This window comes from Fictibacillus sp. NRS-1165, from assembly GCF_050468105.1.
GTDB lineage: Bacteria > Bacillota > Bacilli > Bacillales > Fictibacillaceae > Fictibacillus_C > Fictibacillus_C terrinigri.
Genome location: NZ_JBDPNU010000038.1, coordinates 30,820 through 44,249 on the forward strand (window position 1 = coordinate 30,820; position 13,430 = coordinate 44,249).

Here is a 13,430-nt window from a genome sequence, read left to right on the forward strand (position 1 = left end):
AAACAACAAGAAAGGAATTCCTATGAAAATCAATACGGCTTTATTTGATTTAGACGGAACACTCATTAACACGAACGAGCTGATCATTGCCTCCTATCTTCACACGCTTGATAAGTTTTTTCCAGAACAGTACAACCGTGAACATATCATTCCCCTGATGGGTATGCCTCTGACAGAGACGATGGAACTCTTTGATAAGAACCAAGTGAAGGAACTCATAGAAACTTACAAAGATCATAACCTCTCTCATCACGATGAGCTCGTTACAGAGTTTGAAGGGGTTATTGAAACGATAGAGACGCTGCATAAGAATGGCTATAAACTGGGTATCGTAACAACGAAAATGAGGAACTCGGTTCATTTGGGCCTTAAACTCGCAGGCCTTGACCATTTCTTTGAGACGATCGTTTCGCTCGATGATGTAGAGCGAGCGAAGCCGGATGCTGAACCTGTGGAAAAAGCGCTGGCACTGCTAAATGCTAAACCAGAGGAAGCGATCATGATCGGCGACAGCAAGTATGATATTCTATCAGGAAAAAATGCAGGCACTAAAACAGCAGGGGTGGCCTGGACCATTCGAGGCCGAGAATATCTTGAAGAATTTTCGCCGGATTATATGCTTGATCACATGACAGACCTACTTGCTGTTTTAGGGGAGAACTAAATTGAGGAAGACGGAACGGTATGCTGTCCAAGGCAAAAACTCACTCTACCAGGTCTATGCGACCGTGCCTTTTTGGAAGGTAGCGAAAAATTTCGTTGCCATTCAGGTATCGCGCTATACGCCCTTCCTGCCCGTGAAAAACTGGATCTGTCGGACGTTTCTTGGAATGAAGGTAGGAGAGGATACGGCAGTCGCTTTGATGGTCATGCTGGATGTCATGTTTCCCGAACGGATTTCGATCGGCAGAAACACGGTGATCGGCTATAACACGACCATTCTCGCTCATGAATATTTAATTCGGGAGTACCGGCTTGGTGATGTGATCATTGGTGATGAAGTGATGATCGGTGCGAACAGCACAATCCTCCCGGGAGTGACGATTGGAAACGGTGCCGTTGTTTCAGCCGGTACACTCGTTCATAAAGATGTGCCGGAAGGAGCCTTTGTCGGCGGGAACCCCATGCAGATCATTTATACGAAAGAGGAAATGGAAGGCCTGGAGCGGGAAAAAAGTTGAATTTTGTCGTGCTTTCGGCTCTTGGGTTTTTATGATGAAAGGAGTATACTAGTAACAAGACAACTCGGTAAGCAGGAGGGAAGAAATTTGAATCGGAAGTCTTTTTCCATATTTTTTGTAAGAGATACATTCAAAGTAGGCCATCTCATGGATGATTGCTCCATGAGTCAGCATTCTGCATCCCAAGCCAGCAACAACACAGAACTTCTTGCAACTAGAGACGCTTACCGTTTTCGCACCGCAGTTTCCCGGTTAAAGGGAAGCTCGTTTGTTAAGCACTATGAGCTGCATGATGACAAAGCCAGGATCTATTATTTTGGAGATTTTGCATCCTATCGCAGGCTGGTTCCGTATTCCGCACTAGCGAAAGAAGACTACCTACACTACTTAGGCACTGAAGACGCAGTGTACCAACTACTCCTTGATTCCACGGTTTATCTGCTGAAAGAACTCCATTTCCTTAATCATGTAACCATCGAAATTCCGAACCATGGCAAAATATATACAGTCAATGTTTCACGAAAAGAATTAGACGAACACCTGGATTGCAGCCTGTCTGAAATGAAGGACGGACATCATCACCGGTTTTATTTATTGTACCGCGATTTAGAAGTTAAGAAGTTTGTCTCTCAATTTGTAAAAGTTAGGCGGCTGCGCAGAAAACATTAAATTCTACTTGGAAAAATCAATGCTTGCAAAGGCGTTGATTTTTTTATTTTGTTTAAAATACGGCCGTTCAAGGAATTCCGCATCATTTAGAGAAATAACTAAGGTAGCTGAAATGGAGGGTTAGACAGGGAAAAGATGGTGGGAACGGTAAAAGAATTGATCGGAGCGTCCGAGTGCCTCAAAGGGTTTTCCGTGATGAAGGAGCTGAGAACGGCACTGTCCCAGGAGTATCTGGAGCTCATCAGTTCCATGTCCAAGGAGGGATACCGTCTTTTTTGCCCTTGAACACGAAGGAATAACAGCAGCTGCAGCTGGTATTATCATACGAACCAATTTTTATAATAAAAAGCATATTTTTGTCTATGATCTCGTCACTCTTGCGGATTACCGATCAAAGGGGTGTGGAGAAAAACTGCTGGATTATGTGCATCATTGGGCGAAAGAACAGGGCTGCGAATTTGCTACACTGGAGTCCGGTATTCAGAGGAAAGATGCCAATCGGTTCTATGAAAACAAGATGGGCTATGAACGCTATTCTATTCTTTTCGGAAAATACTGTAGGGAAACCGCCGAGAAAAATTAAGGCTACTATTCTTTCTGGAAAGAAATTGTGATGATCTATGGAAGCAGCGATTCCATCGTGTCTGCATTCAGAGGGCCGATATGGAGCTGAGCAACTCTGCCGCTTTTGTCGATAACATAGGTCGTAGGCAGGGTAAAAGCATGGTATTTGCGACTGACTTTTCCCTGTTCATCCAACAATACCGGGAAGGTGACTTGATGTGTTTGGGCAAATGCTCTGGCAGCTGTTCTTGAATCTTCAGACGTAAGATTCACTGCCAAAATGACCGCATCCCTGCCGCCGTGTTTCTTTTGAAACTGCTGCATTTCCGGCATCTCAGCCTGGCACGGAGGGCACCAGCTTGCCCAAAAATTAAGGAAGACTGTTTTTCCTTTATACTGGGAAAGGGAGAGTGTCCTTCCGTCAATTGTTTTCAGTGTAAACTCAGGCGGGATGTTGCCCCTTTTCAATCCTGATATTCCTGCTTCAGCGGCTGGGTAACTCTTCTCTCCGAATGGCGCTGCAGAGAATGAAAACAGAGCAAGAGCTGCAAAAACGATGGAGCTAAGTCTATGCACACGTTTGTTTTTCATGAATACAAGAACCATAAACAGCCCGAATACAACGGTGAAAAGCGCAGTGGACACGATCGTTCTTTCACAGAACGCATGAACACCTCCATAGAACAGGTAGAAGGCAGCTCCAGAGAGTGTGCCAGTGGATAACAACAAGGATACTGAAGCATTCGATCTGCTCAAAGAAACGAATACATACGAACCTGCTGTGATCACTCCCAAAACCAACCCCGGTGTGCCTCCTGAAAAATAAAGAAGGGAACTGGGATGCCTGAACGTCAGCAATGGATGAAAAATGAAATAGCTGATCTTCCAAATGATCAGCAACAGGGTTACAGCATTCCATAAGAGATGGATTTCTGTAAACGCGGCCTTTTCCTTTTTTGCTTTAACATTCACCACTGCATAAGCAAACATTCCAGATAACAAGAGGAGCAAAAGCTGAGAGTTTAAATGCAGGGAACCCAGCTGAATAACTTCCGGCATCGGCCTTCACCGCCTTCTTCTAAACATAAGTGTTAGTCTTACTATTACCTTATCCATGGAAAAGGACAAGTATGTTAGAGAAAATACAAAAAGGAGAACGTTTTAGCACATAAAAAGAAGAAGGAAATGAACCAGTTCATCTCCTTCGCCTGTGTTTTATAAACCTTTCAATCTTAATCCATGTCAGCTGTTACAAAAGATAAAACCCGACACCCATGATCAGGTAGGCTGCAAGAAGGGTCAAGCCTTCGAACCAGTTGGTATCCCCGTCATTCGTCAGGGAGATGGTTAGGAACACGGCTAAAACCATTGAGACGAGTTCAGGCAGGGAGAAGACGAGTGACATCTGCTTTTCGAAGAATGCGGAAGCCAGAACAAGAACAGGAGCAACAAACATGGCGATCTGCAATGTGGAACCGACGGCGATTTCCACGGTCACGCCAACTTTGTTCTTGTAAGCCATCAATACTGCCGAGGCATGTTCAGCGGCGTTACCGACGATCGCGACGATGATGATCCCGATGAAGACTTCACTCCAGCCGAGTGTTTTTCCTACTTCTTCAAACGTGTGAACGAGGTTTTCTGAAATGTACGCAACTGCTAAAGTGGCGAGAAATAATATAATAATCGATTTTTTCTTTGTCCACTCTGCGGTTTCTTCTTCATTATGCGGCCCCGTTTCTTCTTCATAAGCATAAACACCGCGGTGGGTCACAAGCTTAAAATAGAGGGCTGCCAAGTAGAGGAAAATCATGATGGCTGACACCCAAACGCTCAATGTAAAAGATTCGTGGTTATCAAGCGTCAATGAGAAAACCTCAGGGAAAACAAAAGCTACGACTATGGCAAAAATCATTAATCCTGCGTTGTGCTGGGCATCATGCACATTAAATTTTTGCCGTTTAAACTTTAATCCGCCGATAAAGAAAGAAAGTCCCCCTACAAGCAAAAGGTTCCCCAAGACTGAACCTGTTAAAGAAGCGAGCACGACCGAAACTAATCCAGCTTTTAAGGCAAAAATAGAAATGATCAGCTCTACAGCATTGCCGAAGGTGGCGTTCAGGAGCCCTCCGATCCTTGGGCCGACCGTAATGGCGAGACTCTCCGTTGCTCTTCCCATGAAGGAAGCAAGAGCAATAATCGTGAAGCAATAAATAATGAATGATGCAACTGCCGGCCAATGCATCAGGCTGGCGGCCACTGATAAAGGAATTCCTAATATAATTCCGATGAAAAAAATACGATTAACCAATATGTATGCTCCTTTATAGTAGTGTTTTTTTCGTGTAATACTAAATTGTCTTCAAGATGTATCCTTTTGTTGCAGCTCCCATCAAGTATTCCCTTTTTCACTCGTATGTAACATATTTTATCGATAAATTGGGATAGCCTGCAAGCTATTCCTTTTCTGCTCTTTCGGTTGACGAATCCATAAAAGAAGTGTAGACTACAACGTATATTTTATCTTGGTAGTATATTAGCGAACTAAAGCATAGTGAAGGTGTGAGACGATGTCAAAGCCGTTTGTATTCGAAAAGCCAATGGGGATGAGAGATACTCTTCCCTTACTATATCAAGTAAAACAGCAGGTTCGTCAGGTGATGGAACAAGAAATTAAAGGCTGGGGGTATCAGTTCATTCAGACTCCTACATTAGAATATTATGACACGGTAGGCGAAGCATCTGCCATCCTGGATCAGCAGCTCTTCAAACTCCTGGATTCAGAAGGGAAGACGCTCGTCCTAAGACCGGACATGACGGCCCCGATCGCCCGTGTGGTTTCTTCCAGTATGAAAAATGTTTCGTATCCTATCCGTTTGGCGTATGATTCGGCTGTTTTCCGTTCACAGCAGCGGGAGGGCGGCCGGCCGGCGGAATTTGAACAAGTGGGCGTTGAACTGATCGGTGATGGAACTTCAAGTGCGGATGCAGAAGTCATCGCACTCATGGTGTCCGCTCTCTCTAAAGCTGGACTGGATGAATTTAAAGTGGCCGTGGGACATATCGGCTTTCTTAATGAACTTTTTCTTGAAGTCCTTGGAAATGCAGAAAGAGCAGAAGAGCTTTTGAGGTTTTTATATGAAAAAAATTATGTCGGCTACGCCAGCCATGTGAAAAACCTGGCACTTTCGTCCATCGATAAAAAGCGATTGCTCGACCTGCTTCAGCTGCGTGGAAGCGAAGAAATCCTGGAAGAGGCCAAACAAATCGCGGCAGCCGGCGGGCAAAAGGCAGTCGCTGATCTGCAGGAGCTATTCTCTATTTTAGATATGTATGGAGTAAAAGATAAAGTGATCCTCGATTTTACTCTCTTCAGCCACATGAGCTATTACACGGGAATCGTATTTGAAGGCTATACGAAAGAACTCGGTTTCCCGTTATGCAGCGGAGGAAGATATGATCAGCTGCTCGATGAATTTGGCAGGAGTGCTCAGGCTATTGGATTCGGGATACGCCTTGATTACTTCATCGAGGCACTGGACGTAAAGGAGCCTGTCAACCCCCGTACATGCATCGTATTTAGTCCGGAACGGAGAAAAGAAGCAATCGTAAAATCAAGAGAGCTTCGCGAAAAAGGGGAGTCTGCGGTTGTACAGGATATTTCAGGTGTCGGAAATGTGGATGAATACAGCGGCCGTTTCGAAGAAGTCATTTATTATATCGGTAAATCGGAGAAAGGGGAGGTAAAATGAGCAGCTTATTAACGGTAGCCATGCCTAAGGGGCGTATTTTTCAGGAAGCGGTAGAGCTTTTGCGCCAGGCGGATTATCCGCTGCCTCCCGAATTTGAAGATTCCAGAAAACTCATTATTGAAATAGAAGAAGCAGGAATGCGGTTTATCCTGGCCAAGCCGATGGACGTTCCGACTTATGTGGAACATGGCGTTGCCGATGTTGGGATCGCAGGGAAAGATGTGATGCTTGAAGAGGAACGGGACGTATATGAAGTCCTTGATTTAAAGATCAGCGACTGTTATCTCGCAGTGGCCGGCCTTCCCGGACAGAAGGAAAACTCGGTTGCTCCCAAGATCGCAACGAAATATCCGAATGTAGCGGCACAGTATTTCAGAGAGCAGGGAGAACAGGTGGAGATCATCAAATTAAATGGTTCCATCGAGCTGGCTCCGCTGATCGGACTCGCAGATCGCATCGTGGATATTGTTTCGACCGGAAGAACGTTAAAGGAAAACGGCCTGGTAGAAATGGAAAAAATCCAGGGGATTACTTCCAGGATGATCGTTAACCCGGCCAGCTACCGAATGAAATCAGGGGTGATCGATGAGCTGGTCGAACGCCTCAGCAAAGTGGTGGAGAGCAAGGAGGAAGTACTGTGAAGATTGAGCGGGCGGTAGACATAAAAACTGTAAAGCGAAGCATCGATCAGGACACTGAAGCTCAGCTGCTTTCTGTCCAGGACATTTTAAACCAGGTGAAGGAACAAGGAGATGCCGCGCTTTATGAGCTGACCGAGAAGTTCGACGGGGTGATGCTCGAGGAACTGCTGGTGTCACCAGAAGAAATTCAGCAGGCCTATCAGGAAATGGACGATGAATTGGTCGAAATCATAAAAGAAGCCGCAAAGAACATCGAGGAGTACCATGTTCAGCAAAAAAAGCAATCCTGGTTCTTCACACGGCCGGACGGTACAATGCTCGGACAGAAGATAATACCTCTCGATTCAGTAGGAGTCTATGTTCCCGGGGGTACTGCAGCATATCCATCTTCCGTGCTTATGGGTGTAACTCCGGCAAAAGTCGCCGGCGTAGAGCGGATCGTGCTGGTTTCACCACCTGACAAAAACGGTAAGCTCCCGGCAGGTGTACTGGTAGCGGCCAATGAAAGCGGTGTGGCTGCAATCTTTAAAATCGGAGGGGCACAGGCGATTGGGGCGCTGGCGTATGGTACGGAAACAATCAAGAGCGTGGATAAAATCGTCGGGCCCGGAAATCTTTATGTGGCGCTGGCCAAACGTGAAGTATTCGGTACGGTTGATATTGACATGATCGCTGGCCCGAGTGAAATCGCTGTTTTGGCGGATGGAACCGCCAATCCTGCCTATATTGCTGCCGACCTGCTGTCACAGGCTGAACATGATCCGAGATCAGCCTCTGTCTTGGTTACCACGTCAGAAGCACTGGCAGAGCAAGTGGCAAAGGAAGTGGACAAACAGCTCCAGACCCTTCCTCGAAGAGAGATTGCAGAACGAGCAATACGCGATTATGGAGCCATCTATCTCGTGGAGAGCTTGAAAGATGGCATCGATTTGATCAATGAGATCGCTCCGGAGCATTTGGAGGTTATGACGCAAAACCCGACGGAACTGCTGGGGCAAATCAAACATGCAGGCGCTATCTTTCTCGGTCCCAACAGCTCAGAGCCTGTTGGCGATTATTTTGCCGGCAGCAACCACGTCTTGCCGACGAGCGGAACCGCACGTTTTTCATCCCCGCTTAATGTAGACGATTTTACGAAAAAATCAAGTGTCATCATGTACAGTGAAAGAGCGATCCAGGATAACGCGAAAAAAATTGCCGCATTCGCCCGGCTTGAAGGACTTGAAGCACACGCACGGGCTGTGGAGAAACGATTGGGGGAAAAGGAAGATGAGTAACCGAACCTATTCAATAGAAAGAAATACAAAAGAAACCCAGATTGCTCTGAAGTTTTCTATTGATGGAGAGGGAGTGGCAGAAATTGATACGCCTGTTCCTTTCCTGAACCACATGCTGGACGGGTTTACCCGCCATGGACTATTTGATCTGACTGTGAAAGCTGCGGGCGACACGGAAATTGATGACCACCATACGACGGAGGACGTCGGAATCTGTCTTGGAACAGCGATAAAAGAAGCGCTTGGTGATAAAAAAGGAATCAAACGTTACGGGAACGCTTTTGTTCCGATGGATGAAACCCTTGCCCAGGTAGCCATCGATTTGAGCAACCGTCCTCATCTGGAGTTTCGTGCAGAATTTCCTTCTCAAAAGGTTGGAACATTTGATACGGAGCTTGTGCACGAGTTCTTCTGGAAGCTTGCACTGGAAGCTCGAATGAATCTTCATGTGATTGTTCACTACGGCACTAACACACATCATATGATTGAAGCTGTCTTTAAAGCGTTCGCGAAGGCATTGGATGAGGCGACCCTCATCGATCCCCGCGTGAAGGGTGTTCCCTCAACAAAGGGGATGTTGTAGATGATCGGGATCATTGATTACGGAATGGGGAACCTTTACTCCGTCAGTTCAGCCTTGAAACGTCTGGATCAGCCTTATTTTCTGTCGGATCAAAAAGAAGAGCTCGCAAAAGCGGATAAGCTTCTTCTTCCGGGTGTCGGCTCGTTTAAGGATGCGATGAGCATTTTAAATGGAACTGGATTAGCAGATTTTATAAAAGCCGAAGCGGCGGCAGGAAAGCCTCTTCTCGGTATATGCCTCGGCATGCAGCTTCTTTTTGAAGAAAGCGCAGAAAATGGCATCACCAAGGGGTTGGGTCTGCTTCCAGGAACGGTAGAACGGTTCTCAGGAGTAACGTGCAGCGGGGAGACGTACAAAGTACCGCATATGGGCTGGAATAAACTTGAGTACAACCGGACGTCTCCTCTCATTGAAAATCTGGATGAAGGCTATGTTTATTTTGTTCATTCCTACGCCGTTCAGACGGATGACAGCGCGTGTGTGATCTCCCAGGCACATTACGGTGACCGAAGCGTGCCAGCGGTGGTCGGGCAAAACAACATATTCGGAACACAATTTCATCCGGAAAAAAGTTCAGAGACCGGCATGACGATTCTAAGCAATTTTTGTAAACTGGCAGAGGGGGCGAAAGCATGAGTGAATTTATATTGTATCCGGCCATTGATATGCGCGGCGGCAAATGCGTGAGGCTGCTGCAGGGAGATTATAGCCAGGAAACCGTGTATGGGGACTCCCCTTTTGATATGGCAAAGCAATTTGCGGAAGCAGGTGCAAAGTGGATCCATATGGTCGATCTCGATGGGGCGAAGGCTGGAGAACGGGTCAACCATCAGCATGCTGTCCGAGTCGCCAAGGAACTTGAGGTTTCTGTACAAGTTGGGGGAGGCATACGCACCGAAGAGGATGTGGCTTTCTATCTGGAAGAGGGAGTGGACCGGGTGATCTTAGGAAGCGCAGCGATCTCAGATCCAGAGTTTGTAATGAAAATGCTTCGTACGTATGGAGAGCAAATTGCGGTCGGAATCGATGCTCGAGAAGGGTATGTGGCGACAGAAGGATGGCTGATTAATTCAGAGATAAAGGCTTCAGACCTGGCTGAGCGGCTGGCTGCTGAAGGAGCCGAAACGTTTATTTTTACCGATATTTCAAAGGACGGCACACTTCAAGGGCCGAACACAGAAGCCATTGGACAGCTTGCCGGTTTAACGGGTAAAAACGTGATCGCATCCGGAGGCATCAGCTCATTGGAGGACCTTCAAGTACTGAAAAACGACCACAGGGGCATCGGCGGTGCGATAATTGGAAAAGCCCTGTACACAGGCCGGTTTACATTACAGGAAGCACTGGAGAAGGTGAAATAAATGCTGACAAAACGAATCATTCCCTGCCTGGATGTCAAAGAGGGCAGGGTGGTAAAAGGCGTACAGTTCGTCAACCTCATTGATGCGGGCGATCCGGTCGAACTTGCTGCCTTTTATGACCGGGAAGGCGCGGATGAGCTTGTCTTTCTTGATATTTCTGCCTCTCACGAAGGCCGCCAGACGATGATTGACGTGGTTGAACGGGTGGCGAGCCAACTGGCCATCCCTTTTACTGTAGGAGGAGGCATCAATTCCCTTGAAGACATGAAACGTGTGCTGCGTGCAGGCGCCGACAAGGTGTCCGTGAATACGGCCGCTCTTTTGCGTCCTGAACTTATTACGGAGGGCGCTGATTACTTCGGTTCTCAATGTATCGTCACGGCCATCGATGCCAAGTATGATGAAACTCTTGGTTCGTGGCGTGTCTACACACACGGCGGCAGAAAACCAACCGAGTGGGAAGTGACCGCCTGGGCGAAAGAGGCGGTGAAACGGGGTTCGGGCGAGATTCTGCTGACAAGCATGGACCAGGATGGAGAGAAGAGCGGATTTAACCTGAAACTCACGAAGGCAGTAAGTGAAGCCGTTACGGTCCCAGTGATCGCATCTGGCGGAGCTGGAAACGCACAGCATTTTTACGAAGCCTTCACTGAAGGAAAAGCAGATGCGGGGCTTGCTGCCAGCATCTTTCACTACAAAGAAACGTCAGTAAGGGAAGTAAAGAGAGAGTTAAAAGGAAAAGGAATGGTGATCCGATGAAAGTGTCTTCCGTAAAGTTTGATGAAAAAGGGCTGGTGCCCGCGATTGTTCAGGATGCCCGTACGAAAACGGTACTCACCCTTGCCTATATGAATGAAGAATCATTGAAAAAAACACTCGAGATTGGTGAAACGGTATTCTACAGCCGTTCCCGCCAGGAGCTCTGGCACAAGGGCGCCACATCCGGCAATATACAGAAAGTAGTGGATATCCGCATGGACTGCGACCAGGATGCCCTCGTCGTGTTTGTTGATCCACAAGGGCCGGCGTGCCATACGGGAGCAGAGAGTTGTTTTTCTGGCGAGGCTTCGCTTCGAGGTTCGGTGACAGCCGCCAACGTGCCGGCGGCCGACGGAACTACGTCGTACGGCGATGTGGTTCCGGGCAAGGCAGGAGGTAAATCTCCTGAAATACTTAATGTGCTGCAGCGGCTGATTGCTCAGAGAGAACAGCAGATGCCAGAAGGGGCGTACACCACGTATCTTTTCGATAAAGGGGTGGACAAGATCTTGAAGAAGGTCGGAGAAGAGGCTTCAGAAGTGATCATTGCCGCTAAAAACCGCGACAAGGAAGAACTAAAATGGGAAGCAGCCGACCTGATCTACCATCTGCTTGTTCTTTTGCAGGAACAAAAGCTTCCGTTTGCTGAGGTTTTAGGTGTTTTAGAGGAACGCCATACCTCCAAGGATCGAAAATAGTGAGTAAATATGAAGCCGCCGGGTTGTCCGGCGGCTTTTTTGTGATGGGGAAATGCATAGTTAAGCATAAATTAGGGATAAATGAGCCCAATTTCAAAAAATTGAGCCAACAAGCACTTAATCGATCCGATCTGAATATTCAGACTTTCCCTCGCGCACCACTACCCATAAACAAACATACGAATCAGCAAAATAACCATTGAAATAAACTTGAAATCTGCCTCCGAATACACTAAACTAGTGAGAAACTAAACGAGAAATAAGTAATGAGAGGAATGAGTAGTAGTTGTCTCCCTGTTTCAGAGAGCCGGTGGGTGGTGGTAACCGGTACACAGACAGGTACGAATTACCTCCTTGAACTTTCTTTGTGAACCGGTCGGTTATTAGAGCCAGATCAGTAACAAAGAACGGCCCGAACCGTTAATTCGTGAGTGGGAGCTTTAATCAGCTTCAACAAGGGTGGTACCGCGTGCAAAACCACGTCCCTTTTTTATAGGGATGTGGTTTTTTATATAGCTGCAGCGCCCAGGCCCTCGAGGTCGCTTCACTCTTACCCTCAATACAAAAAGCGTGTTGCTATTTAAGAGCTCCAGCGCTTGTCAGGCCTTAGTGGGGCGCTTCAGCTTTCAAATTAAGGAGGAATGATTACGATGAAAGATTTTATTCAAACCTTGTCTGCTGACCAAACGAAAGAGGTGGAGCGGCAATATGCGCTGTATGCCAATGGTGTACAGGAGATCATTCCTGCTGACGAGTTTAAACAGAAGATCGCCAAATCATTGGTCGAGAAAAAGCGGTTAAAAGTGAAGCTTGGTTTAGATCCCTCGGCTCCTGACGTACATATCGGCCATACGGTCGTTCTGCAAAAGCTCAAGCAGTTTCAGGATAACGGCCATATCGTCCAGCTGATCATCGGTGATTTTACGGGTAGGATTGGAGATCCAACAGGCAAATCCACTGTGCGGAAGCAGCTGACGGATGAGGAAGTGAGGCACAATGCGCAGACCTATTTTGACCAGTTCGGCAAAGTACTGGATATGGACAAGGTTGAGCTTCATTACAACGCCGACTGGCTCTCCAAACTGAATTTTGAGGATGTGATCCAGCTCGCTGGGAAAATCACCGTTGCCCGTCTGCTGGAACGCAATGATTTTACTGCGAGGATCTCAACCGGCAAGCCGATTTCTCTGCATGAATTTTTCTACCCGCTCATGCAAGGCTACGATTCTGTCATTCTGGAAAGTGATCTTGAGCTGGGGGGGACAGATCAGCATTTTAACGTGCTGATGGGCCGGCATCTTCAGGAACACTATGGGAAAGAAAAGCAGGTGGTGATGCTGCTTCCGTTGCTTGAAGGGCTAGATGGTGTGGAGAAGATGTCAAAATCCAAAGGTAACTACATCGGGATCAATGAAGATCCGAAAGAGATGTTCGGAAAAATGATGTCCATTCCAGATGAGCTGATGCCAAAGTACATCGAATTGGCCACCGACTACACAATGGATGAAAAGAACAAGCTGAAAGATGATCTACAGGCTGGCCGCCTTCACCCGCGCGATGCAAAAATTCGGCTGGGCAAGACCTTTGTTCGAATGTTCCATGGGGAAGAAGCGGCGGAAAAAGCGGAACAGCATTTTCGGGCTGTTTTTCAAAAAGGAGCTGTACCTGATGAGATCCCTTCCATGAAGTGGAACGGATCTGGCACTGCTGCCGTCGTCGATCTGCTCGTCGGCCTCCGGCTTTTAAGTTCCAAGAGCGAAGCACGGAAAATGATCCAGAACGGCGGAGTGAAACTTAATGGAGAAAAAGTTTCAGACATAAAACTTGAGATTGAGATAAAAGATGATACAATCGTTCAAGTAGGAAAAAGAAAGTTTGTAAAATTAACGCTATAAATAAAAACCACCGTTTCTTCATACAAGAAATGAGCTAACCTAAATAAGTG

The 13,430-nt window shown here is 46.9% G+C and carries 16 protein-coding genes and 1 other annotated feature; of the genes, 14 read left to right on the plus strand and 2 right to left on the minus strand.

Features of this window, described 5'->3' with window-relative positions:
* The first annotated feature begins 22 nt into the window (after nt 1-22).
* From ppaX to ABHN01_RS16940, 5 genes are all read left to right on the plus strand, one after another.
* The gene (gene ppaX, locus ABHN01_RS16920) at nt 23-664 is read left to right on the plus strand and encodes a pyrophosphatase PpaX (protein WP_429876500.1); all 642 of its coding nucleotides are present in this window, start codon (nt 23-25) and stop codon (nt 662-664) included.
* 1 nt (nt 665) lies between these two features.
* Nucleotides 666-1,181, plus strand: coding sequence for an acyltransferase (locus ABHN01_RS16925; RefSeq protein ID WP_429876501.1), 516 nt, complete (start codon nt 666-668; stop codon nt 1,179-1,181).
* Nucleotides 1,182-1,268: 87 nt separating this feature from the next.
* Complete coding sequence (locus ABHN01_RS16930) at nt 1,269-1,850, plus strand: hypothetical protein (protein ID WP_429876502.1); 582 nt, start codon at nt 1,269-1,271, stop codon at nt 1,848-1,850.
* Nucleotides 1,851-1,988: 138 nt separating this feature from the next.
* Nucleotides 1,989-2,135 carry a hypothetical protein gene (locus tag ABHN01_RS16935; protein ID WP_429876503.1) on the plus strand — a complete coding sequence of 49 codons (147 nt, stop codon included), beginning with the start codon at nt 1,989-1,991 and terminating at the stop codon, nt 2,133-2,135.
* A 34-nt stretch (nt 2,136-2,169) separates the two neighbouring features.
* Nucleotides 2,170-2,433, plus strand: coding sequence for a GNAT family N-acetyltransferase (locus ABHN01_RS16940; RefSeq protein WP_429876513.1), 264 nt, complete (start codon nt 2,170-2,172; stop codon nt 2,431-2,433).
* Between the two features lie 35 nt (nt 2,434-2,468).
* On the opposite strand, the gene ABHN01_RS16945 is transcribed toward ABHN01_RS16940, so the two are convergent.
* Entirely contained in the window at nt 2,469-3,473 is a 1,005-nt protein-coding gene (locus ABHN01_RS16945) for a TlpA family protein disulfide reductase (protein WP_429876504.1), read from the minus strand.
* A gap of 190 nt (nt 3,474-3,663) precedes the next feature.
* Complete coding sequence (gene cax, locus ABHN01_RS16950) at nt 3,664-4,725, minus strand: calcium/proton exchanger (RefSeq protein WP_429876505.1); 1,062 nt, start codon at nt 4,723-4,725, stop codon at nt 3,664-3,666.
* 259 nt (nt 4,726-4,984) lie between these two features.
* Between cax and ABHN01_RS16955 the strand changes: the two genes are divergently transcribed.
* The 9 genes from ABHN01_RS16955 to tyrS all read left to right on the plus strand — a co-directional run bounded on the left by ABHN01_RS16955 (nt 4,985) and on the right by tyrS (nt 13,380).
* Nucleotides 4,985-6,166, plus strand: a complete 1,182-nt coding sequence (locus ABHN01_RS16955; protein ID WP_429876506.1) for an ATP phosphoribosyltransferase regulatory subunit — start codon at nt 4,985-4,987, stop codon at nt 6,164-6,166.
* Nucleotides 6,163-6,807, plus strand: coding sequence for an ATP phosphoribosyltransferase (gene hisG, locus ABHN01_RS16960; RefSeq protein ID WP_429876507.1), 645 nt, complete (start codon nt 6,163-6,165; stop codon nt 6,805-6,807). Before ABHN01_RS16955 ends, hisG begins: the two co-directional genes overlap by 4 nt.
* Nucleotides 6,804-8,084 carry a histidinol dehydrogenase gene (gene hisD, locus ABHN01_RS16965; RefSeq protein WP_429876508.1) on the plus strand — a complete coding sequence of 427 codons (1,281 nt, stop codon included), beginning with the start codon at nt 6,804-6,806 and terminating at the stop codon, nt 8,082-8,084. The genes hisG and hisD overlap by 4 nt, the downstream gene beginning before the upstream one ends.
* Complete coding sequence (hisB, locus tag ABHN01_RS16970) at nt 8,077-8,667, plus strand: imidazoleglycerol-phosphate dehydratase HisB (protein WP_290398262.1); 591 nt, start codon at nt 8,077-8,079, stop codon at nt 8,665-8,667. Before hisD ends, hisB begins: the two co-directional genes overlap by 8 nt.
* Nucleotides 8,668-9,303: an imidazole glycerol phosphate synthase subunit HisH gene (gene hisH / locus ABHN01_RS16975; RefSeq protein ID WP_429876509.1), complete on the plus strand. Its 636-nt coding sequence runs from the start codon at nt 8,668-8,670 to the stop codon at nt 9,301-9,303.
* Entirely contained in the window at nt 9,300-10,028 is a 729-nt protein-coding gene (gene hisA, locus ABHN01_RS16980; RefSeq protein WP_429876510.1) for a 1-(5-phosphoribosyl)-5-[(5-phosphoribosylamino)methylideneamino]imidazole-4-carboxamide isomerase, read from the plus strand. Before hisH ends, hisA begins: the two co-directional genes overlap by 4 nt.
* A complete protein-coding gene (gene hisF, locus ABHN01_RS16985) occupies nt 10,029-10,787 on the plus strand; it encodes an imidazole glycerol phosphate synthase subunit HisF (protein WP_290398265.1) in 759 nt (252 codons plus the stop codon).
* Complete coding sequence (hisIE, locus tag ABHN01_RS16990; protein ID WP_429876511.1) at nt 10,784-11,485, plus strand: bifunctional phosphoribosyl-AMP cyclohydrolase/phosphoribosyl-ATP diphosphatase HisIE; 702 nt, start codon at nt 10,784-10,786, stop codon at nt 11,483-11,485. The genes hisF and hisIE overlap by 4 nt, the downstream gene beginning before the upstream one ends.
* Before the next feature lie 257 nt (nt 11,486-11,742).
* Nucleotides 11,743-11,975 (plus strand) — a binding site (T-box leader).
* A gap of 160 nt (nt 11,976-12,135) precedes the next feature.
* Nucleotides 12,136-13,380: a tyrosine--tRNA ligase gene (tyrS, locus tag ABHN01_RS16995; RefSeq protein ID WP_429876512.1), complete on the plus strand. Its 1,245-nt coding sequence runs from the start codon at nt 12,136-12,138 to the stop codon at nt 13,378-13,380.
* Nucleotides 13,381-13,430: the final 50 nt, after the last annotated feature.